Genomic DNA, 24,873 nt, shown 5'->3' with positions numbered 1-24,873 from the left:
TGTTAATGAATAATTAACGTATCTACCCAAGCGCCGAAATTGGGGGATTCCCGTAGAGCAGCGCTTTTTTGTCAAAACCCCAGCAAAATAACGTCCATCCGGGTGCGTTTTGCGACCTATCCGGCAGACATTCCGGCGGCTGCGCGGGCAATCACAAGTTCTTCGTTGGTGGGTATGACCATCAGTTTCACGGCGGACGACTCGGTCGAGATCACACGTGCACTGCCGGCATTGGATTTCTCGTCAAGCTCAGCCCCGAGCCACCCTAGATCCGAGCAAATCTCGGAGCGGATCAAAACCGAGTTCTCTCCGATCCCACCGGTGAACACTACAGCGTCCAGACCACCAAGCACCGCTGTAAGCGATCCCAGTTCCCGGCGGGCGCGGAAGGTGAAATACTCGATTGCCCGCTTGGCCTCGGGCGTATCCGACTGTTCCAGTGTGCGCATATCGTTGGACAGGCCAGACAACCCCAGCAGACCCGACTTGCGATAGAGCAGGTCTGATATCTCTTCAGCACCCATGCCCTTCTGCTGCATCAGATACAGCATCACGCCCGGATCAAGCTGACCGCAGCGCGTGCCCATCGGCAAACCATCCAGCGCTGAAAAGCCCATGGTCGAGCCCACCGACCGACCGCCGTGAATGGCGCACATTGATGCGCCATTGCCCAGATGCGCCACGATCACCCGCCCGGAGTGCACCTCTGGCGCAGTCTGGGCCAGATGACCCGAGATGTAGTCATAGCTGAGCCCATGGAAGCCATAGCGACGGACGCCCATGTCATAATATTCAGTCGGCAGCGCGAAGGTATCGTTCACCCACGGGTGATGACGGTGAAAGGCCGTGTCGAAACAGGCCACCTGAGTGGCCTCGGGAAAGCGCGCCATCGCAGCCCGCGCACCGGCTAAGTTATAGGGCTGGTGCAGCGGCGCGAAGGGTTCCAGCGTCTCCAGTGCGCTCAGGACATCGGGGGTAATGGTAGCGGGCCGGTCGTTATCCGGACCTCCGTGCACGATGCGGTGCCCCACCGCAGCGACCCGGGCTGCGGGAAACTGGGTCTGCAGCAGGCTGAGAACCCGATCCAACGCGCTGTCGTGATCGCGGATTGCATCCGAAACCTCGTCGATCAGTCTGCTGCCATCCGCCCCACGCAGGCTGACCGACGCCCCCGGGCTGCCGATCCTGTCGACCATTCCAGTGCAGACCGGGCTGGGATCGCCGTCGCCCCGAGCGAACAGCCCGAATTTCAGCGACGAGGAACCAGCATTCAGCGTAACGATATGATCCATCAAACCTTTCCAGACAACCGCGCCGCATGCAGCGCCGCCACGGCGCAAGAGGCAAGGCGCGCCTTGTCATCATCCGCACGGCTGTTCAGAATGATCGGCACCCGCGCCCCTAGCACCACTCCGGCGCCTTCGGCATGGGCAATATAGGTCAACTGTTTAGCCAGCATATTGCCAGCGTCCAGATTGGGTACGACCAGAATGTCGGCGCGGCCCGCCACTTCCGAAACAATCCCTTTGGTGCGTGCTGCCGCAAGGCTAACCGCGTTGTCCATGGCCAGAGGACCATCGACCAGACCGCCCTTGATCTGCCCACGCTCGGCCATCTTGGACAAAAGAGCCGCGTCGATAGAGGAGCGGATCGCGGGGTTCACCGTCTCGACCGCCGACAGAACACCAACCTTCGGCGCGCCGATACCGATTGAAATCGCCAGATCGATGGCATTCTGGGTGATGTCGATCTTCGTTTCCAGATCAGGCTCGATATTGATGGCCGCATCGGTCACCAGCAGCGGATGAGGCTGCCCGGGTACATCCATCACAAACACATGGGTAAAGCGTCGCCCGACTTTCAAACCCCTGTCACGCCGGAGCGCGGCGCGCAGCAGGTCATCCGTGTGCAGATGGCCCTTCATCAGGGCCTCGGCACGACCATCCATCACCAGATCGACTGCCGTGTTGGCGGCATCGAAATGGCCCGCAACAGGGATAATCTCGGTCTCGCCCAACGGCAGATCAATCTCTTTGGAGGCTGCCAGTATCTTGTCGGGATCACCGATCAGGATCGGTTCGATAATGGTCTCGCGCGCCGCCAGAAGCGCCCCGCCGAGCGAGTTTGGCTCTTCCGGGGCGATCACGGCAGTGGGGATCGGGGGCAACGGGCGCGACCGATCCAGCAACGCGTCGAAATGCCGGTGCCGCTGCACCACAAGACCGGGCACTTCGATCTCATGAAATGACATCTCTTTTTCCGGCGCGGTAACCACTGCCGTGCCAGAGACGATCACCGCATCATCGCTGGGTCGGATCACCTGAGTTTCCAGAACCACCTCTCGGTTCTCGCGCTTTTCGACGACCGTAACGCGCGCCATCAGTTCCTCGCCCGCATGGGCGCGAGTGCTGAAATCGAAGCTTTGCGACTTATAGAGCGTCCCAGCACCCGGCAGGATATTCCCCAGCACGGCCGATATCAGAGCCCCGACAAACATCGCGGGCGCAATCGCCTCATCTATGTTGTCGCCATCTCCATCCTCGGCCGCCAGATGCAGGGGGTTATGATTACCGGAGTTCGACGCGAAGACATAAAAATCATCCTCGGTGCAAATCCGTCTTAACTCGGCCGTATCGCCAATCTGTAGCTGATCGTAGGGCTTGTTGTGGTACTGCATGGATACTCTCGACGGCTGATTTGTACCGAGCATTATGAGATTTCAGGTAAATATCCAATGACGTTCGCGGAGTTTTCTAGGGCTCAAAACCATCTGGCACGCCGAAGAGCGGCGTATCCAGCGTTGTGCCTTTCAACGCGCCCAAGAATGCCACCAAATCGGCGATCTGGGAGTCGGTCAGCTCCAACGGCTCAATATCGATCTTCTGGCGCTGGCGGTCCATCTCAAACCGGTCCTGCCAAACGATGAAATCCACCTTGGCCAGCCACGGTACATCCGGCAACCCAGCCATTTCAGGGGTCCAGGCCTCAAGGCTCTGCGATGGATTCAGGTGGTGACGGATGATGCCTTCCAGATCGGGAAAGGCGCCATTATGGCCGTAGGGCGCTGTCTCGGTCACGTTGCGCAGCATCGGGGTGCGAAAGCGATAGGCGTCCTCAAGCCGGTCGCTTTCCCCCATGCGACCCACATCGCGGGCATAGGGGTCCCATTGGCGGGTCTTGCCTGGACCGAAAGGCGGCAGGCCCAGCGCGTGGAATTTCTGATCCGACAGCAAAGGTCCCGAGTGGCAGTTTGCGCATCCCGCCTCGCCAAAGAACAGGGTCATGCCGTCGTGCTGCTGCGGCGTTAAAGCCGTGTGATCCCCTGCCAGGTATTGATCGAACGGGCTGTCCATGCTGCGCCATTCCAGCGCCATGAATGCCGCCAGCGCGTTGGCGACTTGGGTGATCGTTATGTCTTCGGTCGTATCGATTTCGTCGAACGCCTCAACCAAAGCAGGGCCATAGCGCGGATCGGTGCGCACGCGTTTGGCGAGAATCGGCCAGCCCTTGTCGATACGGTCATGCACCGCGCCGGTGACCTGATTTTCCGCCACATTCCCGGCCATTTCAAACTGAGAGGTCAGCGGAAAAAGCGCCTGCGCGGCCAGCAGCGAATTCAGCCCTTCCGGCAGCCATTCCTGCGCGGGCGAGTTGAAGCCGTTGCCGTAGACATCCGAAATACTCAGGCGGCCATCATGAAAAACAGTATGGATGTCCTTGGCCCCAAGGTTCCACAAACCTGGTGAATTGCGCGGAATGCGCTTGCGGATCTTGTCTGCACCGATGCCCGGCGTGCGATCTGGCCCCAGGCCCTGCCCGCCCTCGCCGATGCCCAGCGACAACCCGTCCGAGGTGCCGAAATCCGGGTGGTGGCAATGAGCGCAACTGATGTTCTGGTTGCCCGACAGGATCGGGTCGTAAAACAGTTGATGACCAATGGCGGCCTGTTTCATATCAAAGGGGAGGAAATCATCATCCGTCAGCGGACGCGGCAAATCCTGAGCAGCCGCAGCCCCTGCCAAAAGGAAAGCAATCCCATGCGTCAGCTTGTATTTGCCCTTTGCCTTCTCGCGACCCCAGCGCTGGCTGAGTTGGAACAGGCACGCAATCTGATGGAGGCCGGAGAGTTTGAAGCAGCGCGCGAGGAACTGCTGCCCGCCGCTCGGTCCGGAAATGCCGAAGCCGAGGAATTGATCGGTGTGATGTACGGGTTGGGGCTTGGGGTCAAACAGGACTATGAGCGGGCGTTTGAATGGTATCTGCGCGCATCGATGAAGGGGCATCCGGGGGCGCAATCCGGCATCGGCTGGTATTATGAGCTGGGTCTCGGCATGCCCGCGCCTGATCTGGTGCGGGCCTATATGTGGTACACACTCAGCGCGATTGGCGGCGATCCCGATGCAGCGATCAGCCTTGAGGAAGTGGTCAAGAAAATGACGCCGGAGCAGATCGAAAGGGCGCATGTTCTGGTCAACGACTACAAAGGGTGGATGTACCCGTTTCGGTGAAGGCCGGGCCACGAGGGCCCGACCCAATATCTCAGTTCAGGTCCGCATCGCGTGAGGCGTTCACGTCCGCCTCGGCTGCTGCCACAGCGTCCGTCAACGCTACAAAGATCTCATCGCCACGTGTCACATTGGACTGGAACCAGTCATAGACCGGGGTTGCAGCCTCTTTGAACGCAGCCTTCTGGTCGGGTGTCAGGACATAAAGGTCACCGCCACCGGCGACAAAATCCTCATAAGCCTGAATCGACTTGCGCTTGGGCGAGGCAAAGGTCGCCTGCTGCAGAGCATAGAAGCCGTCCACGACGACACGGCGCATATCCTCGGGCATCTCCTGGAACTTGGCGTTGTTCATCCACCACAACGCGCCCATATAGGCGTGGCCGTCCAGCGTGACATATTGCAGGCCCGCGTCAGGGAATTTCATGCCCATGATGTCAGTGATACCGTTCTTGGACCCTTCAACAACGCCAGTCTGGAAGCTGGTGAACAGTTCCGGCCACGGGATCGGGGTGGGTGATGCACCCAGCGCCTTCACCAGTTCCTGCGGCAGGTCGGCGACCACGGTGCGGATCTTCAAGCCCTCCATGTCGGCGGGCTCAGCAATACGGCGCTGGGTGTTGGCGAAGTTGCGCCAGCCGCCGGTGTTGCCGATGGTCATCAGTCGGATCGCGCCGCCGGAATCCTCAAGCGCCATGTCACGCATGGTGCGGGTGAAATCGCCGGAAAGGACATGCTCGGCAATGCGGTCATCGGCCATCAGGTAAGGCAGGTCCAGAACCTGCACATAAGGAAAGATGCCCGAGGCCCCGCCCGAGGTGGAGATATAGATGTCGATGGTGCCATCGGCCACGCCCTGCAGGCACTCAGCACCGTTCGAACACAGCTGCGTGCCGATGAACAGCTCAACCTCGATGGCGCCGTTCGAGGCAGCCTCGACATAGTTCTTGAAGACGACCAGCCCGTCATAGTCTTCGTCATTTTCGTTCGAGTTGGCAGTGGCGCGCAGCGTATAGTCGGCAGCGGTCGCGACCATGGCGGACGCGGCCACCAGCGATGTGGCCACCGCTGCGGTTTTCATAAATCTTCTGAGCATGCGTTTCCTCCCTGTGATACTCAGTTCAGTTTGCAAATCCCGTTATCCTCGGGATCGTCATGGATAGTGCGGGGATATAAGTGATCAGAAAGATCACGATAATTTCGACTGCCAGAAACGGCAGGATTGCCTTGGCGATGGTCTCAACCCGTTCGCGTGAAACTGCGGCAGCCACAAATAGAACCAACCCCATGGGCGGTGTGGCCAGACCGACGGTCAGGTTGACGCTCATGATGATGGCGAAATGGATCGGGTCTACGCCGAGGCTGGTGAAGATCGGACCAAGGATCGGGCCAAGGATGATGATCGCGGGGCCTGCGTCCAGAAACATGCCGACGATGAACAGCAGCAGGTTGATCAGGAACAGCAGGATCAGCGGGTTTTCCGACAGGCTGAGGATCAGCGAGGCCAATTGTTCCGGCGCATGGCTGAGACTAACGACCGTCTTGAACGCCATCGCCGCGCCGACCAGCAACAGGACGACCGCCGAAGTCATGCCTGCATTGCTAAGTATTTCGGGAACTTCCTTCAAAGTAAGGGTGCGCAGAACAAAGAAACCGATGATGAAGGCATATCCCACGGCCACGGCGGCGGCCTCGGTTGGGGTGAATATACCGCCAAGAATACCACCCAGAATGATCACTGGTGTCATCAGCGGAAAGAACGCTTTCAGACTGGCCTGACGGCGTTCGGGCCAAGTGTATTTGCGGCTGGCGACTGGGAAGTCATACCGATCGGCCATGACCTTGATCATAAGCATCAAGCCAACGCCAACCATCACACCGGGTACGATACCAGCAAGGAACAGCGCCGCCACACTTTCACCCATGACATAGGCATAGATGATCATAATACCCGAAGGCGGGATGATTGGCCCGATCACCGAACTGGCCGCCGTGATCGCGGCGGCGAATTTGCGGGTATAGCCCTGCTTCTCCATCGCCGGGATCAACATAGATCCAAGCGCCGAGGTGTCAGCCACGGCAGAGCCCGAAAGGCCAGCGAACAGGATCGAGCTCAGCACGTTCACATGTGCAAGGCCGCCCCGCAGGTGGCCCATCAGGGCCTGACTGAACTCGACGAGACGGATGGTGATGCCGCCGCGGTTCATCAACTCTCCAGCCAGCATGAAAAACGGAATGGCCATCAGCGGGAAGCTGTCCATGCCGTTATAAACATTGCGATAAAGCAGCGTGATGTCGTTGGTCTGACCGCTGAGCCACAGCAAAATACCCGGAGCGGCCAGCAATGCAAAAAAGACCGGCAGGCCGATCAGCAGGAAAATCAGGAATGTGGGCAGGAACCAAATCAGCATTTATTCAGCCCCCACCGCAGCTTCGGGAATCTCAGGCAGAAGATGCCCTCCGCCCAGCATGGTCACGATGGACCGCAGGATCAGCTCGATATTGACTGAGATCAGAAGGATGATCCCCACCAGCAGTGACGCCATCATCCAACTGCGCGGGATGCGATACCATTCATCAAACCCGAAAGAAGTGGGCAGATACAGAGCCGCAGTGGCGAACCGGCCACCAAAGCCGGTAACTTCGGACCATCCAATGTTCACGGCAACCAGAAGGACAGCCAGTGAAATCAAAAGCAGAAACAGATTGAGCGATAGGCCAAGCACGCGCGGCAGAAAGCGCTGCAGCATGTCGATGGCGACAAAACCTCCGCGTCGGAAGGCTGTGGGCGCCATCAGGCCCGTCATCCAGAGCATACAGAACCGCGCAGCCTCGTCCGGCCATGGCAGAGCGTTTCCAAGAACGTATCGAAAGAACACCTGGATCAGGATTGCGACTACCATGACTGCAATCGCAACGACACCAACCGCGCGGCCCAGTCGCAGCACGGTTTCGTTCACGAATGCAATCGGCGCTAACGCCGATGCCAGTCCGCCCATGCGGATCCTCCCTTGTTCAGCCGCGGGTTCGCCCCGCAGTCGTCATATCGCGCTTAGTTCTGCGCGAATTGGCCGAGTTTTCCGGCAAAGAATGTCAGCGCGTCTCCATCCGCCATGCTGACTTTCAGAACTTTGCCCACCACGATCACATGATCGCCCGCATCGTGATAGGCGTGCTGCTCACATTCGAACCGGGCAAGACTGCCCGGCAAGAGCGGGGTGCCGTTTACACACCGATCATGTTCGATATCACGCAGGGCATGGGCGTCTTTTGAACAGCCAAAGCACAGCTCGGCCTGTTCAGCAGACAGGACATGCACGCTGAAGTGGCGCGCAGCGTGAAAATAACGGAACCGGCGCGAATTGCGGTCACCCGCCCACATCACCAGCGGTGGGTCCAGCGACAGGGACGAAAAGCTGTTGGCCGTGATGCAAATCGGCCCATCCTCGCTGTCGCAGGTCACTACCGTAACACCCGTGGCAAAACGGCCAAAAGCATCGCGCAGGGTTCGCGTGTCGTCCTTATGCGGGACGAATGTATGGTTCATATCACGTGAGATTGCATTCATCAGGGCACCTCATGTCCCAGCGCCGCCTCATAGAGACGGTACCAGCTTTCACGGTCCAGCTTGACCTTCAAGGCGTCCGAGACGCGCTTGATGCGGTCCAGATTGTTGGTGCCCAGCACCGGCAGGATGTTTGCCGGATGCGCCAGCAGGAAGGCAACCGCAACGGCAGCTCGGTCCACACCGAATTCTGCGGCGATCTCATCCGCAACAACACCGACCGGTGGGTTACCGGCCATCAGCAAGCCCCCACCCAGCGGGGACCACGCCATCAACGGATGACCGTGTTGTTGGTGGAACGCCAGATCGCCATTGGTAAACGGGCTGATCTCCCCAAGCGAGATTTCAATCTGATTGGTGACCAACTGGGTTTTCATCGCCGACTGCAGCAAGGACCAATCCCACGGACGGAAGTTGGACACGCCAACCGCGCCGACCTTGCCACTGGCGACTACCTCATCCAACGCTGCACCGGTTTCATGGTGGTCCATCATTGGATCAGGGCGATGGATCAACAGCAGATCGATGTGATCGATCGCCATTTCGGACAGCGACGCCTCCACCGATTTCAGAATATGCGCGCGCGACGTGTCGTAGTATTTGACCTTGGCCTCAGCATAGCGGCCAACCGGAGCGACGATGTCACATTTGGTGACGATCTCCATCTTCTGGCGCAGGCTGGGATTGGCGCGCAAGGCATTGCCCAGAACGGCCTCGGCCGCGTATCCGCCATAAATGTCGGCCTGATCGAAGGTGGTAATCCCCTGATCCAGACAAGCCTGAATCTTGGCCTCGACATGTGCGGTCGACGTGTCGCTGTCATCACCCAAACGCCACATGCCATAGACAAGGCGGCTCATTTCCAGCGTGTCAGATAGTTTCACACGTTGCATCAACGACGAACTCCGTTGCCCAGCGGAGTCGCCGGGGTGGTTGCAGGCACGCGCCCGTAGGCTTCGGGAAGCGAGCAGGTTTTCAGGTTGGGCATCACACGGGCGCCAAAATGCTTGGCCTCATCCATGTGCGGGTAGCCCGAGAAGATGAAGGCGCGGATGCCCATCTTCTGATATTCTTCGATCTTGGACATGACCTGATCGGTTGACCCGACCAGCGCCGCGCCACAGCCCGACCGCGCGCGTCCGACGCCTGTCCACAAGCCCGGTTCGACATAACCGTATTCATCCGCCAGATCGCGGTTCTTCGCCTGATGCGCCACACCCAGAGAGGTCGAGTCCAGCGCCCGTTCCCGGATCGCGCGGCCATATTCGTCATCTAGTTTCGAGACGATGTAATCCGCATATTCCTGCGCCTCAGCCTCGGTATCGCGAACAATCATGTGGACGCGCAGGCCGTAATCTAGAGTGCGGTTGTAATTCTCAGCCACAGCGTGAACGGCCTTCATCCGTTCGGCCAGTTGGTCCTTCGTCTCAGGCCACATCAGATAGACATCGCAATGCTCGCCACACAGGTCCAACGCGGATGGGGAGTAGCCGCCGAAATACAGCAGCGGACCGCCGGTCTGATAGGGCCGGGCCGGGTCCGTAGTCAGGCCCGAGAAGTTATAGACCTCACCGGCATGGTTGATCTCGTCCTGGGTCCAGGCCTGTTTCAGGATTTCTACGACTTCGCGCGAGCGCTGATAACGGAACGCACTGTCGGCTTTCTCGCCAGGGAAGTCGGAAGAGATGATGTTGACCGTCAACCGCCCCTTAAGCATGTGATCGAGCGTCGCGATGGTGCGGGCCAGCATAATGGGCTGCATCTCACCACAGCGCACGGCGGCCAGTAGGTTGATCTTTTCGGTGATCGGCGCGCAACCTGCGACGAAACTCAGCGTATCCTGACCGACCTGATAGGACGACGGGCACAGAATGTTGCGAAAGCCTTGCGCCTCGGCTTCTTTCACGATGCCCGAACAATGCTCCCAACTGGATCGCAGATCACCGTCGGGCACACCGAGGAACTGGTAGTCATCCGAACACAGCGCTGCGAACCACGAAACCTCGGCCGCATCCAGATTAGGGGATGTGATGGGGACGATGCTCATTTGATTCACGCTCCGTACATCTTTGACTTTCCTCTTGCGTAGCAAGCGCATTGATGTAGATCAATAGTGTATCAATTTTTCCTGCGACCGAGTGAAGCGCGCGCAAGTGACCACAAACAGCCGTAATCCCAACGCCCTGCCGATCTATGTCCAGATCTCAGAGCTGCTGATCCGCGATATCGCGGCAGGCCGCCTGATGGATGGCGAGCGTCTGCCGCCTGAAAGGGATATGGCCGCCAACCTGAATGTTTCGGTCGGGACCTTGCGAAAATCCCTCGCCGAGCTTGAGAAAAAAGGCATGTTGGAGCGTATTCAGGGCTCGGGCAATTACATCCGCGAGACAGGAACGCAGAACAGCGTCTATGCCATGTTCCGGCTGGAGCTGCCCGAAGGCGGCGGGTTGCCGCGCGCGGATGTCCTATCGGTCGATCATCTTAAAAAACCCTCAGATTTGCCGGAATTCGGCCAGTCGAAATTCGGATCGCGGGTCCGCCGGATGCGCTATCTGAATGACACAATCATCGCGGTCGAGGAAATCTGGCTGGACGAATCGGCCGGGACAATCGATCAGAGCCTGCTGTCTGACTCGCTTTATCGCTACTACCAGCAGCAGCTTGGCTTCTGGATCACGCGGGCCGAGGATCGTGTCTCGGTCGGTGCCCTGCCCGACTGGACGCCCAGTGGTTTCACCAAGCCCGCCGGCCAGATCGTGGGGTATATCGAGCGGTTCAGCTGGTCAGAGAAGGCCGAACCTGTCGAGTTTTCAAAAACATGGTTCGATCCGGATCGGGCCACCTATGTCCAACGCCTGAAGTAAAAGGAACTGCGCATGACCCGGACCATCAATTACGGGCTGATCGGATGCGGCATGATGGGGCAGGAGCACCTGCACAATATAGCTCTGCTTGACGGTACGCGCGTCGCCGCAATATTCGAACCTGATCCGGAGATGGCGCAAAACGCGCAGGCCATCGCGCCGGATGCGCAGATGGCCACGTCGATACAGGACCTGCTGGCGATCAGTGATCTGGATTGCCTTGTCATCGCCAGCCCCAACCACCTGCATGTCGAACAGTTGATCGAAATCGCCCAGACCCGCCCCCTGCCCCTGCTGGTCGAGAAGCCGTTATTTACCAATCCTGCCGATCTCGACCGGCTTGAGCAGCTGGAACGCGACTACCCGCACCCGATCTGGGTCGCGATGGAGTATCGCTATATGCCGCCCATCGCGGCGCTGATCGATGAAGCCGAAGCCACCAGCGGCGGGATCAGGATGCTGTCGATCCGCGAGCATCGCTTTCCGTTCCTTGAGAAGGTCGGCAACTGGAACCGGTTCAACCGCAACACAGGCGGTACATTTGTCGAAAAATGCTGCCATTTCTTCGACCTCATGCGCCTGATCCTGCAATCGGACCCGGTGCGGGTCTCGGCAAGCGGCGGGCAATCGGTCAATCACCTGGACGAGACCTATGCGGGCGAGACGCCGGACATTCTGGACAATGGTTACGTCATCGTCGATTTCGCTTCGGGCGCACGAGCAATGCTGGAACTGTGCATGTTCGCCGAAGGGTCCAGCTATCAGGAGGAGATCTGCGCCATCGGCCCCGCCACCAAGGTCGAGGCCCTGATCCCCGGACCGGGTCGTTTCTGGCCTGATCATCTGGGCGAGGCTCCGGTACCGCAACTGATCGTCAGCCCCCGCGATCCCAAAGGCCCGGTTGCACGCGATATTCCGGTTGACCCCGAGTTACTGGCCGCCGGGGATCACAACGGGTCAACCTACTACCAACACAAGGGCTTTCTGGAACTGGTGCGTGGAGAGCGCACAGCCCCGGAGGTATCCTTGCGCGATGGCATCTGGGCGGTGCGCGTCGGGCTTGCCGCGCAACAAGCGGCAGAGCGCGGAGAGACTGTAACCCTTTCACGGTAACAGCCGCTCAGCGCAGACCCGCGACCGCTTTCTGCAACGCCACGATCAACGCATCCCGCTGCTGCGACAGCGCGGCGGGTGCCTCGCCCTTGGCCTCCGCAGTGACGCCCTCGACCAGTGTGCGGGTTACATCTTCGGTCAGGCGGACCTCGCCCAGATCATCCCACCACCCGTTGAACGTGTCGGTAAAGTGGTCACAGAACGCCTGCAATCCGCCCTCACCTGCGCCGAGGTTGAACAGCATCGTCGGCCCCATTGCCGCCCATCTGAGGCCGGGACCGGCCCAGACGGCCTTGTCGACATCTTCGACCGAAGCCACGCCAGAGGTGACAAGGTGGATCGCCTCGCGCCAGATCGCGGCCTGCAGGCGATTGGCGACATGGCCGGGCACCTCTTTGTGCAGACGGATCGTGGTCTTGCCGACCGACTGATAGAATGCCTGTGCCTGTTCGACGACACCATCGGCAGTGCGGTCATTGCCCAATACCTCGACCAGCGGGATCAGGTGCGGAGGGTTGAACGGATGCCCCAGCACAAACCGCGCAGGATCATTCCAGCCCGGCTGCATCTGGCCGAGGGTCAGCCCCGAGGCCGAGCTTGCGACAACAGCCTCTGGCGACAAGGCAGGTTCGATGGCGCGGAACGTGGCATGTTTGATCTCCAGCCGTTCCGGGACGTTTTCCTGCACGAATCCGGCCCCTTCGACCGCCTCAGCCGCACCGGGAAAAAAGCGGATCGCATCGGGGGTGCCGTTTTCGGTCAGACCAAGCTCAGTCATCGCGGGCCATGCGGTATCGATGTAACGGCGCACATTGTCCGCAACCTTTGGGTCGGGATCGAACAGCGCCACCGAGCGACCTGATGCCAGAAACAGCGACGCCCAACTGGCCCCGATCACGCCACCGCCCAAGCAGGCGGTATGTTGAATTTCCATCAGAACAATCCCGGATTGAGCGGAGACGCCGCGGTCATGCCGCCATCCACCGTGAATAATTGCCCGGTTGCAAAACCTGCCTCATCCGAGGCCAGCCAGACCGCCATGCTGGCAATATCCTCAGGCTTGCCAAACCGCCGTGTCGCGTGTCGCGCCAAGGCATCGCTTCGGGCCGCCCGAGGGTCAGCGGCCAGATCGAACGCTGCATCGAGCATTCCGGTCTCGATCCAGCCGGGGCAGATTGCGTTGCACCGGATGTGGGGGCCATGATCGATAGCGATTGAGCGTGTCAGCCCATGCACAAAAGCCTTGGACGCGTTATAAAGCGCCATCGACGGGTCTGCGGCCGTTCCTGAGATTGAGCCGATATTGATGATGGAGCCACCTTCGGCCATGCGCGGGATGAAAGCACGGCAGAGGTTGAACACGCCCCGGCAATTGGTGCCAATCACCATCTCCCAATCAGCATCCGAACTGTCCGGCACTGTCTTTTCGACCTGAACCCCAGCGTTGTTGACCAAAATGTCGAGGCCGTCCATTTCTTGCGCCAGGGCATCGACCGCTGCTGCATCGGTGACGTCCAGATTGTACCAGTCGATTGCATCAGGCAGCCCCTCGGGCCTGTCACCGCGCCCGCACGTCGCTACTTTGCCGCCTTCCCGTACGAAAGCTCCGACAATCCCGCGACCGATACCTCGTCGGCCGCCGGTCACCAACGCTGTTTTCCCTGCCAACCGCATCACTGGGCCACCATCACGTGGCGCACGGACATATAGGCGTCCAGCGCATAGACCGACATATCGCAGCCAATGCCCGAGCCTTTCATCGCAGGCCACGGCTTGCCAACGTCGAGGGTACCCAGGTCGGGCAGTTCACCAATATGCGTCTCGACCACATCAGCGATGGCGAGAATGTATCCGGCGCGCTCAGCCGGTGGGGTCAGGTGGTAGCTTTCAAACGCCTCATGCGCCGCCTGCGCCGCGGCTTTGATCTGTTCGGGCGTTGCTTCAGGGATCTCGACAATCGCTTCATCGGCGGACGGGTCGAGAACCGGTAAAGGCTCTCCCAGCCCGACAACGCGCTCACCATTGATCAGCATATCTGTTTGCATATCCATCCCTCACCTAAAGTCGCATCTGCTGCACTTGCGCTGACAAGCCGCCGTCCAGCACCCAAAGCTGACCGCTGGCATAGCGCGCCTCATCCGAGGCCAGCCAGTTGACCAGATTGGCGATATCCTGAGGCGTTCCATATGTCCGCATCGGATGCACATCGCGCACTGCCTGCTGTAACTGGTCGATGGTTTTGCCGCCACCACCCGAGCCATCGCCGGTAAAAAAGCTCTGCAACATCGGTGTATCCACGTAACCCGGGCAGATCGCATTGACCCGAATGCCATCGGGGCCATGGTCGCAGGCCATCGCCTTGGTCAGTGCGTGTACCGCACCTTTGGTGGCGCAATAGGCGGCCAGCCCGGGATCGGCGATGAAGCCATCATAGCTGCCGAAATTGATGATCGAAGCGGAAGGACCTGATGAGGCCGCCTTGCGCATCAGCGGCAACGCATGTTTCGAGGTCAGAAACGTCCCCGTGACATTAACCGCAAAGGAAAGGTTCCATTCCTCAAGCGAGGTGTCTTCGATAGTCTTTTCGATCTCGATCCCCGCGGCGTTGACCAGAATATCCAACTGACCTGCTTCGCGGTCGACCTGCGCCATTGCGGCAACTGCGTCCGCTTCCTGCGTGACATCCAGCTTGACGAAATGGCTGCCATCATCGTCATGGGCGTCCAACGATCCCTCAGGCGTCAAATCAGCCGCGTAGACGCGCGCGCCTTCGCGCAGAAATCGGGCAACGATAGCTCGCCCGATCCCGCCTCGCCCGCCGGTGACCAGCGCGGTTTTGCCGTCCAGCATCATGATTTGGTCTCCTTCAAAGGCGGATAGCGATAGCGGGTGGCTGCCACGGTCCAGTCCATGTGATTGCGCACATATTGCTGGCTGGCATCCGAAGGCGGATTGTAATCCCAAGGCTCGCCCGCCCCGGCCTCCATCGCTGCGTGCAACGCGCGACGGGACTTCTGGGTGGCGATCACGTCAGCGCGCAACTTCTCGCTGTTCCAGCGTTTGGCGACTTCATCAGCGAAGTGCGACGATTGCGCCGCATAGGTCGGATTTTCGGCCAGATTCACCTTCTCCAACGGGTCGCACGACAGATCGTAAAGCTGCGGGGGATCGGGATCGCAATGGATGTATTTCAATGTACCGCGACGGATCATGAAAACCGGATAAGGCGTCATCTCGGCGCAGTATTCACCAATCGCTTCATCAATCGCATCGGCGTCTCCCCGTGCCAATAGCATCAGCGAGCGGCCATCCACCGGCTCGCCGAACATATCGTTCGAACCCCCGGCGATATCGACGAAGGTGGGCAGCATATCGACCAGCGAACACGCATTGGCGGCAGAGCCCTGCGCGACGCCGGGCCCGGCCATCACAAGAGGTACGCGGGCCGAGTGTTCGAAGAAGTTCATCTTGTACCACAACCCCCGCTCGCCCAGCATATCGCCGTGATCGGCGGTGACGATAACGATGGTGTTGTCCAGCTCTCCAATCTCTTCCAGCGCTTTCACCATAGCGCCGAGTTTGCTGTCGAAATAGCTGACATTCGCCAGATAGGCCCGCCGCGCACGCAATACCTCGGCCTCGCTGAGCGGCACGTAGCTGGCCTCGATCCCGTCCATAACCCGTCGCGAGAACGGGTCTTGTTCGTCAGATGTCAGGGTGAATTCCGGCAGTGGAACATCGGCGTTGGAGTAGAGGTTCCACCATTCCGGCTTGGCGACATACGGATCATGCGGGTGGATAAAGCTGGCCACGAGGCAGAACGGAGCTTCATCCCCAGCCGCCCGATCCCGCCCCCGGTCGATCAGCCAGCGGCGGGCGGCGAATTCAACCTCATCGTCATAGTCGGTCTGGAATGTGGCAATCGCCTCACCGCTTTCCTTGACCGTTTGCATGTTGTGATACCACTTGTCGATCCGCTCGTCCGGGGCTTCCCAATCCGGGGTCCAGGCGAAATCGGCCGGGTAGATATCGGTGGTGACCCGGTCCTGAAACCCGTGTTTCTGATCGGGGCCCACGAAATGCATCTTGCCCGACAGGCAGGTGCGATAGCCCAGCGCCGTCAGGTAATGCGCAAAGGTGGGAACCGAGGCGCGGAATTCACTGGCATTGTCGTAGGCGGCAATCCGGCTGATCAACTGGCCGGACATAAAGGCAAAGCGCGATGGCGCGCAGAGCGGTGAGTTGCAATAGGCCGCGTCAAACCGCATGCCCCTTGAAGCCAACGCATCGATATGCGGCGTCTTGACGGTCGGGTGCCCATAAGCGCCGCAGAAATGCGGTGCCAACTGGTCGGCCATCACCACAACGATATTGGGCCGCCTCACGGAGCAGCCTTTGCGTAGGCGTCCAGAACCAGCCCGTGGAAGTGATGCACCGCATGTTCCGATTTGCCCGAGCCATTGGGATCGTGGACGATCCGGCCCTGAGTAAAGGCGGGTGTGCTCATCCCGCGCTGCACGCTTTCGACAATATCGATATCTTCGCGCTGCAGAACCTCGTCGAGATAGCGGATCGCTTCCAGTTCCATCTCATCGGGTTCGGGTGTTTCGAGGAAGAAATCATAAGTCTCCAGCGTCCGGTCAGGGCCAATCGGAATGATGTTTAGCACGATCATCGAGGACCGGCCGGGATACCGCATCAGGCAGGTCGTCGGCCACAGCCACCAGACTGCATGGGTCCGCACCGTGGCATTCGACACGTCATAGGCGGTGTTCGCGCCCTTGCCTGCTTCGGCCATGTGGCTGGAATAGATGCCATATGTGGTCACCTTGTAGGTGTCCATATCGACCAGATCGCAGAAATCCTTATGCGCCGTCGGGCAGTGATAGCATTCGAGGAAATTGTCGACGACATTCTTCCAGTTCGACTTGATGTCATAAGTCAGGCGGTGACCGAAAGTCAGGTTCTCGATATCTGGTGCCCAGTGGCGGATTTCCGTCTCCAGATTGCCCGACACCTGATGCAGAGGCCCAGCCTCCGGGTCGAGATTGACATAGATGAATCCCGCGAATTCCTCGACCTGAACCCGATCCAGACAGATATCCTTGGTGCTGAAATCGCTCAGATTTTCCGTCTCGGGCGCGCGAACAAGCTGGCCGTCCAGTTTATAGACCCACGCGTGATAAGGGCACATGATCCGCGTCGTCTCGCCTTCACCCGACAGCAGGTGGTGGGCGCGGTGTTTGCAGACATTGTAGAAAGCGCGCAAGACGCCCTCGCGGTCGCGAACAATGGCAATGGGGCGGCCTGCAATCTCGACCGTTACATACGATCCCGGCGCGCGCAGCTTTTCGACGTGGCAGACCCATTGCCAGGTTTTGGCAAGGATCTCATTCAGATCGACCTGATGCCACGCCGGGTCGACATATGCCTCGGCTTTCAATGAACTGGTGTTGAACGGGTCGGAACTGTACCCGTCGGAAATGCGTTGGAACTGTTCTTTGGACGGCAGCTCGCTCATATGCGTCTCCACAATTCGGGGCTTGTCAGAGCACCGGGCTACTGGCTTTCGCCGCATATGATCTTCTGAAATCGAAGTTTCGTCTAAACTTTTTTCGCCATATTCTTAATTTTTTCAGCCATTGGTGTGCATCCCTCAGCCCGGTTTGCGATGCATGGGCCAAGCCCTGTATTCGAACGGCACGCGGCCCTCGACCCGATCCTGACTGGGCGGCAGGCCAAACCGTTCCTTATACGAACGGCTGAAATGTACCTGACTGGCAAAACCGGATGCCATGGCAACCTCGGCGATTGGCATATCGGTCTGGGTGACAAGCCCCCTCGCCCGGTCCAGCCGGATATCGCGATAGTAGAGGGCCGGGGTCTTTCGGATATGAGTGGCAAACAACCGGTCGAGTTGCCGGTGCGAAATATTGGCCTGTTTGCATATCGCAGGGATCGGCAGCGGATCTTCCAGATGCGCCTCCATAATCTGGATCGCCGTTTTCAATGTCGCGGGAATAATCGTGCCCAAGGGCTCATTGCCCTCGGGCTGCTGCAGCGCCGATGGCCCCCGAAACCGGTCGTGAAAGATATAGCGGGCGGCGGCATTCGCCAGCGCAATCCCGTGGATACCTTGCAAAAGGTGCAGAGCAAAATCCACCGACGCCCCTCCTCCGCAGCAGGTCGCCCGGTTGCCGTCGAGGACATACAGATTCTCCGTCACTTCGACATCCGGATAAAGCTCCTGAAAGGCATCGATATGTTCGTAATGCACAGTCGCCCGTCGCCCGTTCAACAACCCGGCCTGCGCCAACATGAACGCCCCTGTATCTAGCGCCCCAAGCAGCACCCCTGTGCGTGCCCATTGGTGTAACGCGGAACTGATCTTTGCCGTCAGGTGCCGTTCAGGGTTCCAGCTGGAAGAGACGATCAGAATATCCGCTGGCTGAGCGTCAAAGCTGTTCAATCCTGCTGTCTCCGTCCCGGCCCCGTTGCTTGAAACGCAATAGCCGCCAGCCTCAGACACGAAATCCCACGTGAAGTGTGGCTTGCCGTCCAGATAGTTTGCCGCCCGGAACGGATCGATAAACCCCATCGTGGCCGACATGTTGAAGTTTGGGGTCACCAGCAACAAGATACGGGTCTGCGAGACTGCGGATTGTGTCATCACCCGATCACCTCACATAGCGCGGAACGTTGTAGCGTGCGGGATATCCACCTCGACATACATAAGAATTCTCTAATCCCGCTGCTGACAACCGACAAGCCCTTGGGGAATTGTTGACGCGATGCGGGATCTAACCAAGGCGTGTTTTATTATATCCGCCGGGCCCGGATCTCATTTCCGTCAGATGACAAGCATCGCATTGTGCAACGCCCGAGGCCTTTCATGCTTAGAGAACTCCAACTTAGAAAAGCTTCGCCCATGTCTGAACAGAAGCTGGCTGGTGCGGATCCCGTAAAGCCGATCTACAAAAGACAGAGGCAGAATTGCTGAGGTCAATTAGACCGAGACTAATTTACGTTTTTAACTGCCGCATAAAGCTGACGAAATCGTGCCAATCGCCGTGAAAGTGCCACTAAATCATCGGGCTCAAACCTGTCCGTTGCCGTGGGCTGTTCTGCAAGATCGGCTCTGCCCAATGCACGATCACCAAAAGCCGCCAGACGGGCCGCGCCATAGGCTGGACCGGAAGTTGCTCCGTCTGAGCGCACAATGGGTTTCCCGATTACCGTCGCAATGAGACTCAATAACAGATCTGATCGGCTGCCACCTCCGATCGCGGCAAGCTCCGGCAGGCTATCTACTGTATCGCCGAAACTCTGCGCGGCATCGGCAAAGCAAAAAGCTATAGCCTCCACCACGGAACGACAGATGTCTGCGCGTGTTGTCGAATCTTCAAGACCAAAGAAACCGGCCCGGATATGCGGATCCCCAAGTGGGCTGCGCTCACCTGTCAGATACGGTAGGAAAATCGGCACGCGTTCACCGCTGACCGTTTCAGCGAGCGCAACAACTTCGGCGGCGGACACCCCCAATTGATCACCAATCCATGAAATTGGCCTCGCCCCGTTCAACATCGCCGCCATTTGATACCAGCGGTCGGGCAGAGTATGCGCATATGCATGCACATAGCGTTCGGGGTTGGGCTTATATGAGCGATCCGCCACAAATAACTGGCCCGACGTTCCGAGAGAGATGAAGCCACGCCCCGGTTCGGTAGCGCCCAACGATACCGCCCCGGTTGCCGCGTCCCCTCCCCCGGCGACCACAGGAGTCCCGGGCTTCAACCCGGTCTCTGCCGCAGCTCGCGCTGTCACTGTTCCAACAACCGTGTGCCCGTCGTGAACCGGAGGCAACCAATCGAGGGCTACTCCGGTGACTTCGGCTATTCCGACATGCCATTTGCGCGACGCCTGATCGAGCCACATGGTTCCGGCGGCATCGGACGTGTCGGTTGCCAGCTCTCCGTGCAGGCATAAGCCGATGTAATCCTTGGGCAGCAGGATATGGGCAATTTGGCCATAGCATTCCGGTTCATGTTGTTTCAGCCACGCAATCTTGGGCGCAGTAAAACCCGGTAAGGGTAGAACACCCGCAATCTGCCCGATCTGCGGTTCGGCGGCTCGCAGTTCATCGCATTCATGCGCTGCCCTGCTGTCATTCCACAAGATTGCTGGGCGGATCGGGCGCAGATCGCGATCCAGTAACACGGCGCCATGCATTTGGCCGGACAATCCGATGGCTTTCACCTCAGATAACGCGATTTTCCCGGCAAGCAGATTTAATGCGTCGCGTGTCGCTTGCCACCAAAGATCCGGGTGCTGCTCTGACCAGCCAGGTTGCGGAGATGTTGTCTTGAGCCCCACAGAAGACGTCGCCACAATCCGATCAGCATCCGTGCAGACAAGCTTGACTGCTGACGTTCCGATATCGATCCCCAAATACATTGAAACCCCTTGCCCGCGTCAAAGCCCGGAACTTGCCTGACTCTTGATTTTTTATCGCGCGCAAAGAATATGTAAAGTTAGGATAAGATCAAGGCGGCGAAGATCCGCAGGCAGACTGGCATGACCAAAATTAAGAACATGGAAGAGTTCGCGGCCCTCAGCGGCATCTCGCGACCCACGGTTTCTAAGTACTTCCACGATCCCGATAGCGTTCGACCAACGACACGGGCGCGCATTGAGGAGGCGCTCGAACGGTTTGACTATCGTCCGAATATCTATGCTGTGAACCAGAACCGGAAGCTGACCAAGAATATCGGCATCGTCGTGCCCTATCTGGCTGATCCGTTCTTTGCCGAAATCGCGCGCTATCTGGAACAAAGCTGTATTGCAGCAGGGTATCGCCCATCCTTGTTCAGTTCACATGGCGAGCAAAAGCTGGAAACCGAAATTCTGGACGGCCTGCAGTCCATGAAACCCGCGGGGGTTCTGTTGGCACCGTTGGGGCGAATTTCGGACCGATCAGCGATCGAAAAATTCTGTTCCAATGTGCCGACTGTTCTGTTCGACAGTAACCTTGATGGTCTGGGGGCCGCGTTTATTGGGTCGGACAATTTCAGTTTTGTGTCGCAGACTGTGGAATACATGACCCGGACGGGTGAGCCTCCATCCTTCTTTGAAATGCGTACACCTGCGAACCCCAACGCCAATAAACGGCGAAAAGCCTACATTGAGGTGATGGAACGCCTCGGGTTCGAGCCGCATATCATCAAAGTTGACGGCACAGGCTGGGCGTTCGAAGAAATCGGGCACAGGGGCGCGCTGAAAGTTCTGGAAGAGCGTGGATTGAAGACGGATTCTGTTTTGTGCAGCAATGATCGGCTTGCCATCGGCTTTCTCGCAGCCTGTTTCGAGCGGGGGATTCGGGTCGGTCGGAAGGAAGATTGCACGCTGCGCGTCGCCTCGAATGACGATCATCCATTCGCAAAATTTACGTGCCCGTCTCTGACCACAGCAGCGCATGACTACGACAACGTAGCCGGACGAAGTGTCGAAACTTTGTTCGAACTCATTGAAAGCGGGGGGAAATTCGATACTCGAGCCGAAACGCTTTTCCCTGCGCGGCTTGTATTGAGGGATTCTGCATAACTCACAATTCTTAACGCGCGTAAAGTTTTTATTGACGTCGCGACAATTTACACTCTACGTTCTCTGTATGACATCCAAGCTCAGGGAGGACAGGGATGTATCTGAAACACGCACTTCGTGCGGCGACTGCTTTGACTTTCGTCGCCACGGCAGCAGCCCACGCGCAATCCATAACGATCGCCACCGTGAACAACGGCGACATGATCCGGATGCAGGGCTACACCGATAAATTCACCGAAGCGACCGGCATCGATGTCGAGTGGGTGACGCTGGAGGAAAACGTGCTGCGTCAGCGCGTAACCACCGACATCACTACCAAGGGTGGTCAGTTCGATATCATGACCATCGGCATGTACGAGACGCCCATCTGGGGCGCAAATGGCTGGTTGGTTCCGTTGGACGGCCTGTCCGACGAATATGACGTTGGTGACATCCTGCCAGCCATGGCTGGCGGTCTGAGCCATGAGGGTACGCTGTATGCGGCACCTTTCTATGGCGAAAGTTCCATGATCATGTACCGCGCGGACCTGATGGAAAAAGCGGGGCTTGAGATGCCCGAAGCTCCGTCCTGGGAGTTCATTAAGGAAGCAGCGGCGGCAATGACCGATCGCGACGCTGACATCAACGGAATCTGCCTGCGCGGCAAAGCTGGTTGGGGTGAAGGCGGTGCTTTTATCACTGCCATGTCCAACTCGTTCGGCGCGCGCTGGTTCGACGAAGACTGGAAGCCTCAGTTCGATCAGCCGGAATGGGCCGACACGCTGAACTTCTATGTTGAAATGATGACGGAATCTGGCCCTGCCGGTTATGCCACCAATGGTTTCAACGAAAATCTGTCCCTGTTCCAACAGGGAAAGTGCGGCATGTGGATCGACGCAACTGTTGCGGCGTCTTTCGTGACCAACCCTGACGATTCCACAGTTGCGGATAAGGTTGGATTTGCGCTCGCGCCTGACACCGGTCTGGGCAAGCGGTCCAACTGGCTCTGGGCCTGGGCGCTCGCCATTCCAGCCGGAACACAGCAGGAAGATGCGGCCAAGCAGTTCATCGAATGGGCTACGTCAAAAGATTACATCGAACTGGTGGCTGAAAGCGAAGGCTGGGCCAATGTTCCGCCAGGCGCGCGCGTTTCTTTGTACGAAAACCCTGAATACCAGAAGGTTCCGTTCGCCAAGATGACACTGGATTCGATCCTGTCGGCTGATCCGAACAACCCGACGGTGAAACCGGTGCCATATGTCGGCATCCAGTTTGCAGCGATCCCGGAATTCGCGGGCATCGCAACACAGGTAAGTCAGGAATTCTCGGCGGTCTATGCCGGGCAGCAAACGGTCGAAGAAGCGCTGGAGAAAGCGCAGGCCTTCACCGCAGAAGAGATGGAAGCCGCAGGCTACTGAGGCACACTCCCCGGCGGGCGGGCAGAGATCTGCCCCCCGCTCCCTACTTTCACAACTCGCGTTTTTCTCGCAGGCTACGCTAACGCCTGAACAGAGAGGGTTTGCGTTATGGCAACTCAACATTCCCGATCCGTTGCGCGCCTGATGATGGCACCCGCAGTGGTCCTGCTGCTTGGCTGGATGCTCGTGCCTCTGACGATGACGCTGTATTTTTCCTTCAAGAAATACCTGCCGCTGCGTGGAGGTGATCTGGGCTGGGTCGGTTTCGACAACTACGTCCGGTTCGTTTCGTCCAGCTCTTTCTGGCCCGCTGTCCAGGCGACGCTGATGATTGTCGGTGGTGTACTGGTGATCACGGTGGTGCTGGGCATCGTTCTGGCGATGCTGCTGGACCAACCCATGTGGGGGCAAGGTGTCGTCCGCATCCTCGTGATCGCACCGTTCTTTGTCATGCCGACCGTATCTGCGCTGGTTTGGAAGAACATGTTCATGGACCCGGTGAACGGTCTGCTCGCCCATCTATGGCGCTTTTTCGGGGCCGAGCCGATCTCATGGCTGTCCGAGGCCTCGATGACTTCGATCATCATGATTGTCTCATGGCAGTGGCTGCCCTTCGCGACCCTGATCCTGCTGACTGCGATCCAGTCTCTGGACAGTGAACAGCTGGAAGCGGCTGAAATGGATGGAGCGCCAGTTCTGAAGCGGTTCTATCACATCGTTCTGCCGCACCTGAGCCGAGCGATTACGATCGTGATCCTGATCCAGACAATCTTTCTTTTGTCGATCTTCGCTGAGATATTCGTGACCACCGGCGGCGCATTCGGCACCCGTACACTCACCTACCTGATCTTCCAGCGGGTGCTGGAAAGCCAGAATGTTGGCCTTGGATCAGCCGGAGGTGTCTACGCAATCATCTTAGCCAACATTGTTGCCATCTTCCTGATGCGCATCGTCGGCAAAAACCTGGACGCGTGAGGAGGTAAGATCATGGCCCGCGCCGTCACAACCCGCCGCAAATCACTGAACACAGCAATAGCGTGGGCTATCGGTTTGCTGATCTTCTTTCCAATCCTCTGGACGATCCTGACCAGTTTCAAGACAGAGGCGCAGGCGATTGCCAGCCCGCCCTTGTTCCTGAACTTCGATTGGACGCTTGAGAACTATGCCATCGTGCAAGAGCGTTCGGACTATATGCGGTTCCTTTGGAATTCGGTGATCATCGCAGGTGGATCAACCATTCTGGGCGTGATCATTGCCGTGCCGGCTGCATGGGCGATGGCCTTTGTGCCCTCGAAACGCACTAAGGATATTCTGCTGTGGATGCTGTCCACCAAGATGCTGCCTGCGGTTGGTGTGCTTTACCCGATCTACCTGCTATTCATCCGTCTGGGGCTGCTGGACACACGCGGTGGACTGGTCGTGGTGCTAATGCTGATCAACCTGCCGATCATCGTCTGGATGCTGTACACCTATTTCCGCGAAATTCCAGGGGAAATTCTGGAGGCCGCGCGGATGGACGGAGCGACCCTGAAAGAGGAAATCCTCTATGTCCTGACGCCCATGGCCATCCCCGGCATCGCCTCGACCGTTCTGCTGAACTTCATCCTGGCCTGGAATGAGGCGTTTTGGACGCTCAATCTGACCGCCGTCGACGCGGCCCCACTGACAGCTTTTATCGCCAGCTATTCCAGCCCCGAGGGTCTGTTCTTTGCCAAGCTCAGTGCGGCCTCGACCATGGCGATTGCGCCAATCCTCATCCTTGGCTGGTTCAGCCAGAAACAACTTGTCCGCGGCCTGACCTTCGGCGCTGTGAAATAAGGAGCACTCCT

The 24,873-nt window shown here is 58.5% G+C and carries 24 protein-coding genes; 7 read left to right on the top strand and 17 right to left on the bottom strand.

Annotation, left to right across the window (positions count from 1 at the left end):
• Positions 1-116: 116 nt before the first annotated feature.
• From ACR0AZ_RS00410 to ACR0AZ_RS00400, 3 genes are all read right to left on the bottom strand, one after another.
• A complete protein-coding gene (locus ACR0AZ_RS00410) occupies positions 117-1,292 on the bottom strand; it encodes an acetate/propionate family kinase (RefSeq protein ID WP_480666500.1) in 1,176 nt (391 codons plus the stop codon).
• Positions 1,292-2,677: a bifunctional enoyl-CoA hydratase/phosphate acetyltransferase gene (locus ACR0AZ_RS00405; RefSeq protein WP_480468950.1), complete on the bottom strand. Its 1,386-nt coding sequence runs from the start codon at positions 2,675-2,677 to the stop codon at positions 1,292-1,294. The genes ACR0AZ_RS00410 and ACR0AZ_RS00405 overlap by 1 nt, the downstream gene beginning before the upstream one ends.
• A 76-nt stretch (positions 2,678-2,753) precedes the next feature.
• Entirely contained in the window at positions 2,754-3,953 is a 1,200-nt protein-coding gene (locus ACR0AZ_RS00400) for a cytochrome-c peroxidase (protein WP_480666499.1), read from the bottom strand.
• Positions 3,954-4,037: 84 nt separating this feature from the next.
• On the opposite strand from ACR0AZ_RS00400, the gene ACR0AZ_RS00395 reads away from it, so the two are divergent.
• Entirely contained in the window at positions 4,038-4,508 is a 471-nt protein-coding gene (locus tag ACR0AZ_RS00395) for a tetratricopeptide repeat protein (protein WP_480468948.1), read from the top strand.
• Positions 4,509-4,539: 31 nt separating this feature from the next.
• Here the strand turns inward: ACR0AZ_RS00395 and ACR0AZ_RS00390 are convergent, their stop codons facing one another.
• The 6 genes from ACR0AZ_RS00390 to ACR0AZ_RS00365 are packed head-to-tail and all read right to left on the bottom strand — an operon-like array spanning position 4,540 to position 10,117.
• A complete protein-coding gene (locus ACR0AZ_RS00390) occupies positions 4,540-5,601 on the bottom strand; it encodes a TRAP transporter substrate-binding protein (RefSeq protein WP_480468947.1) in 1,062 nt (353 codons plus the stop codon).
• 25 nt (positions 5,602-5,626) lie between these two features.
• The gene (locus ACR0AZ_RS00385) at positions 5,627-6,916 is read right to left on the bottom strand and encodes a TRAP transporter large permease (RefSeq protein WP_039540899.1); all 1,290 of its coding nucleotides are present in this window, start codon (positions 6,914-6,916) and stop codon (positions 5,627-5,629) included.
• Positions 6,917-7,504, bottom strand: a complete 588-nt coding sequence (locus ACR0AZ_RS00380) for a TRAP transporter small permease (RefSeq protein ID WP_480468946.1) — start codon at positions 7,502-7,504, stop codon at positions 6,917-6,919.
• 53 nt (positions 7,505-7,557) lie between these two features.
• Positions 7,558-8,052: a flavin reductase family protein gene (locus ACR0AZ_RS00375; RefSeq protein ID WP_480666497.1), complete on the bottom strand. Its 495-nt coding sequence runs from the start codon at positions 8,050-8,052 to the stop codon at positions 7,558-7,560.
• A 20-nt stretch (positions 8,053-8,072) separates the two neighbouring features.
• Positions 8,073-8,963 carry an aldo/keto reductase gene (locus tag ACR0AZ_RS00370; protein WP_480666495.1) on the bottom strand — a complete coding sequence of 297 codons (891 nt, stop codon included), beginning with the start codon at positions 8,961-8,963 and terminating at the stop codon, positions 8,073-8,075.
• On the bottom strand, positions 8,963-10,117 hold the full coding sequence (locus ACR0AZ_RS00365; RefSeq protein ID WP_480666493.1) for an LLM class flavin-dependent oxidoreductase: 1,155 nt from the start codon (positions 10,115-10,117) through the stop codon (positions 8,963-8,965). Before ACR0AZ_RS00365 ends, ACR0AZ_RS00370 begins: the two co-directional genes overlap by 1 nt.
• Positions 10,118-10,223: 106 nt before the next feature.
• On the opposite strand from ACR0AZ_RS00365, the gene ACR0AZ_RS00360 reads away from it, so the two are divergent.
• Both ACR0AZ_RS00360 and ACR0AZ_RS00355 read left to right on the top strand, forming a co-directional pair.
• Positions 10,224-10,934, top strand: coding sequence for a GntR family transcriptional regulator (locus ACR0AZ_RS00360; RefSeq protein ID WP_480666492.1), 711 nt, complete (start codon positions 10,224-10,226; stop codon positions 10,932-10,934).
• A gap of 12 nt (positions 10,935-10,946) precedes the next feature.
• Positions 10,947-12,047: a Gfo/Idh/MocA family protein gene (locus ACR0AZ_RS00355; protein ID WP_480666491.1), complete on the top strand. Its 1,101-nt coding sequence runs from the start codon at positions 10,947-10,949 to the stop codon at positions 12,045-12,047.
• Between the two features lie 7 nt (positions 12,048-12,054).
• Here ACR0AZ_RS00355 and ACR0AZ_RS00350 read toward each other — a convergent pair whose 3' ends face one another.
• The 8 genes from ACR0AZ_RS00350 to xylB form a co-directional block, all read right to left on the bottom strand.
• The gene (locus ACR0AZ_RS00350) at positions 12,055-12,981 is read right to left on the bottom strand and encodes a 3-hydroxyacyl-CoA dehydrogenase NAD-binding domain-containing protein (protein ID WP_480468941.1); all 927 of its coding nucleotides are present in this window, start codon (positions 12,979-12,981) and stop codon (positions 12,055-12,057) included.
• Complete coding sequence (locus ACR0AZ_RS00345) at positions 12,981-13,694, bottom strand: SDR family NAD(P)-dependent oxidoreductase (protein ID WP_480666490.1); 714 nt, start codon at positions 13,692-13,694, stop codon at positions 12,981-12,983. The genes ACR0AZ_RS00350 and ACR0AZ_RS00345 overlap by 1 nt, the downstream gene beginning before the upstream one ends.
• Positions 13,695-13,720: 26 nt before the next feature.
• A complete protein-coding gene (locus ACR0AZ_RS00340; protein WP_480468939.1) occupies positions 13,721-14,092 on the bottom strand; it encodes an aldehyde dehydrogenase family protein in 372 nt (123 codons plus the stop codon).
• A gap of 13 nt (positions 14,093-14,105) precedes the next feature.
• Entirely contained in the window at positions 14,106-14,900 is a 795-nt protein-coding gene (locus ACR0AZ_RS00335; protein ID WP_480468938.1) for an SDR family NAD(P)-dependent oxidoreductase, read from the bottom strand.
• Positions 14,897-16,432: a choline-sulfatase gene (gene betC / locus ACR0AZ_RS00330; protein ID WP_480666489.1), complete on the bottom strand. Its 1,536-nt coding sequence runs from the start codon at positions 16,430-16,432 to the stop codon at positions 14,897-14,899. The genes ACR0AZ_RS00335 and betC overlap by 4 nt, the downstream gene beginning before the upstream one ends.
• On the bottom strand, positions 16,429-17,568 hold the full coding sequence (locus ACR0AZ_RS00325; RefSeq protein WP_480666488.1) for an aromatic ring-hydroxylating oxygenase subunit alpha: 1,140 nt from the start codon (positions 17,566-17,568) through the stop codon (positions 16,429-16,431). The genes betC and ACR0AZ_RS00325 overlap by 4 nt, the downstream gene beginning before the upstream one ends.
• A 135-nt stretch (positions 17,569-17,703) precedes the next feature.
• The gene (locus ACR0AZ_RS00320) at positions 17,704-18,717 is read right to left on the bottom strand and encodes a GlxA family transcriptional regulator (RefSeq protein WP_480666487.1); all 1,014 of its coding nucleotides are present in this window, start codon (positions 18,715-18,717) and stop codon (positions 17,704-17,706) included.
• Between the two features lie 347 nt (positions 18,718-19,064).
• The gene (gene xylB / locus ACR0AZ_RS00315; RefSeq protein WP_480666486.1) at positions 19,065-20,501 is read right to left on the bottom strand and encodes a xylulokinase; all 1,437 of its coding nucleotides are present in this window, start codon (positions 20,499-20,501) and stop codon (positions 19,065-19,067) included.
• Between the two features lie 120 nt (positions 20,502-20,621).
• On the opposite strand from xylB, the gene ACR0AZ_RS00310 reads away from it, so the two are divergent.
• From ACR0AZ_RS00310 to ACR0AZ_RS00295, 4 genes are all read left to right on the top strand, one after another.
• Positions 20,622-21,647 (top strand): LacI family DNA-binding transcriptional regulator, encoded by a 1,026-nt coding sequence (locus ACR0AZ_RS00310; protein WP_480468933.1) that lies wholly within the window; start codon positions 20,622-20,624, stop codon positions 21,645-21,647.
• 95 nt (positions 21,648-21,742) lie between these two features.
• Positions 21,743-23,044 carry an ABC transporter substrate-binding protein gene (locus ACR0AZ_RS00305; protein WP_480468932.1) on the top strand — a complete coding sequence of 434 codons (1,302 nt, stop codon included), beginning with the start codon at positions 21,743-21,745 and terminating at the stop codon, positions 23,042-23,044.
• Between the two features lie 108 nt (positions 23,045-23,152).
• Positions 23,153-24,019 (top strand): carbohydrate ABC transporter permease, encoded by an 867-nt coding sequence (locus ACR0AZ_RS00300; RefSeq protein ID WP_480666485.1) that lies wholly within the window; start codon positions 23,153-23,155, stop codon positions 24,017-24,019.
• 12 nt (positions 24,020-24,031) lie between these two features.
• Complete coding sequence (locus tag ACR0AZ_RS00295; protein ID WP_480666484.1) at positions 24,032-24,862, top strand: carbohydrate ABC transporter permease; 831 nt, start codon at positions 24,032-24,034, stop codon at positions 24,860-24,862.
• Positions 24,863-24,873 lie beyond the last annotated feature (11 nt).

It is taken from the genome of Ruegeria sp. BE3 (assembly GCF_056538865.1).
Note: the sequence above shows the minus strand (reverse complement) of the source record. Positions and strands in the feature narration are given on the sequence as shown.

Coding starts and splice junctions, on each gene's coding strand:
- ACR0AZ_RS00410 (WP_480666500.1), bottom strand. CDS start 1,292: ATGGATCATATCGTTACGCTGAATGCTGGTTCCTCGTCGCTGAAATTC.
- ACR0AZ_RS00405 (WP_480468950.1), bottom strand. CDS start 2,677: ATGCAGTACCACAACAAGCCCTACGATCAGCTACAGATTGGCGATACG.
- ACR0AZ_RS00400 (WP_480666499.1), bottom strand. CDS start 3,953: ATGAAACAGGCCGCCATTGGTCATCAACTGTTTTACGACCCGATCCTG.
- ACR0AZ_RS00395 (WP_480468948.1), top strand. CDS start 4,038: ATGCGTCAGCTTGTATTTGCCCTTTGCCTTCTCGCGACCCCAGCGCTG.
- ACR0AZ_RS00390 (WP_480468947.1), bottom strand. CDS start 5,601: ATGCTCAGAAGATTTATGAAAACCGCAGCGGTGGCCACATCGCTGGTG.
- ACR0AZ_RS00385 (WP_039540899.1), bottom strand. CDS start 6,916: ATGCTGATTTGGTTCCTGCCCACATTCCTGATTTTCCTGCTGATCGGC.
- ACR0AZ_RS00380 (WP_480468946.1), bottom strand. CDS start 7,504: ATGGGCGGACTGGCATCGGCGTTAGCGCCGATTGCATTCGTGAACGAA.
- ACR0AZ_RS00375 (WP_480666497.1), bottom strand. CDS start 8,052: ATGAACCATACATTCGTCCCGCATAAGGACGACACGCGAACCCTGCGC.
- ACR0AZ_RS00370 (WP_480666495.1), bottom strand. CDS start 8,963: ATGCAACGTGTGAAACTATCTGACACGCTGGAAATGAGCCGCCTTGTC.
- ACR0AZ_RS00365 (WP_480666493.1), bottom strand. CDS start 10,117: ATGAGCATCGTCCCCATCACATCCCCTAATCTGGATGCGGCCGAGGTT.
- ACR0AZ_RS00355 (WP_480666491.1), top strand. CDS start 10,947: ATGACCCGGACCATCAATTACGGGCTGATCGGATGCGGCATGATGGGG.
- ACR0AZ_RS00350 (WP_480468941.1), bottom strand. CDS start 12,981: ATGGAAATTCAACATACCGCCTGCTTGGGCGGTGGCGTGATCGGGGCC.
- ACR0AZ_RS00340 (WP_480468939.1), bottom strand. CDS start 14,092: ATGCAAACAGATATGCTGATCAATGGTGAGCGCGTTGTCGGGCTGGGA.
- ACR0AZ_RS00335 (WP_480468938.1), bottom strand. CDS start 14,900: ATGATGCTGGACGGCAAAACCGCGCTGGTCACCGGCGGGCGAGGCGGG.
- ACR0AZ_RS00325 (WP_480666488.1), bottom strand. CDS start 17,568: ATGAGCGAGCTGCCGTCCAAAGAACAGTTCCAACGCATTTCCGACGGG.
- ACR0AZ_RS00320 (WP_480666487.1), bottom strand. CDS start 18,717: ATGACACAATCCGCAGTCTCGCAGACCCGTATCTTGTTGCTGGTGACC.
- xylB (WP_480666486.1), bottom strand. CDS start 20,501: ATGTATTTGGGGATCGATATCGGAACGTCAGCAGTCAAGCTTGTCTGC.
- ACR0AZ_RS00310 (WP_480468933.1), top strand. CDS start 20,622: ATGACCAAAATTAAGAACATGGAAGAGTTCGCGGCCCTCAGCGGCATC.
- ACR0AZ_RS00305 (WP_480468932.1), top strand. CDS start 21,743: ATGTATCTGAAACACGCACTTCGTGCGGCGACTGCTTTGACTTTCGTC.
- ACR0AZ_RS00300 (WP_480666485.1), top strand. CDS start 23,153: ATGGCAACTCAACATTCCCGATCCGTTGCGCGCCTGATGATGGCACCC.
- ACR0AZ_RS00295 (WP_480666484.1), top strand. CDS start 24,032: ATGGCCCGCGCCGTCACAACCCGCCGCAAATCACTGAACACAGCAATA.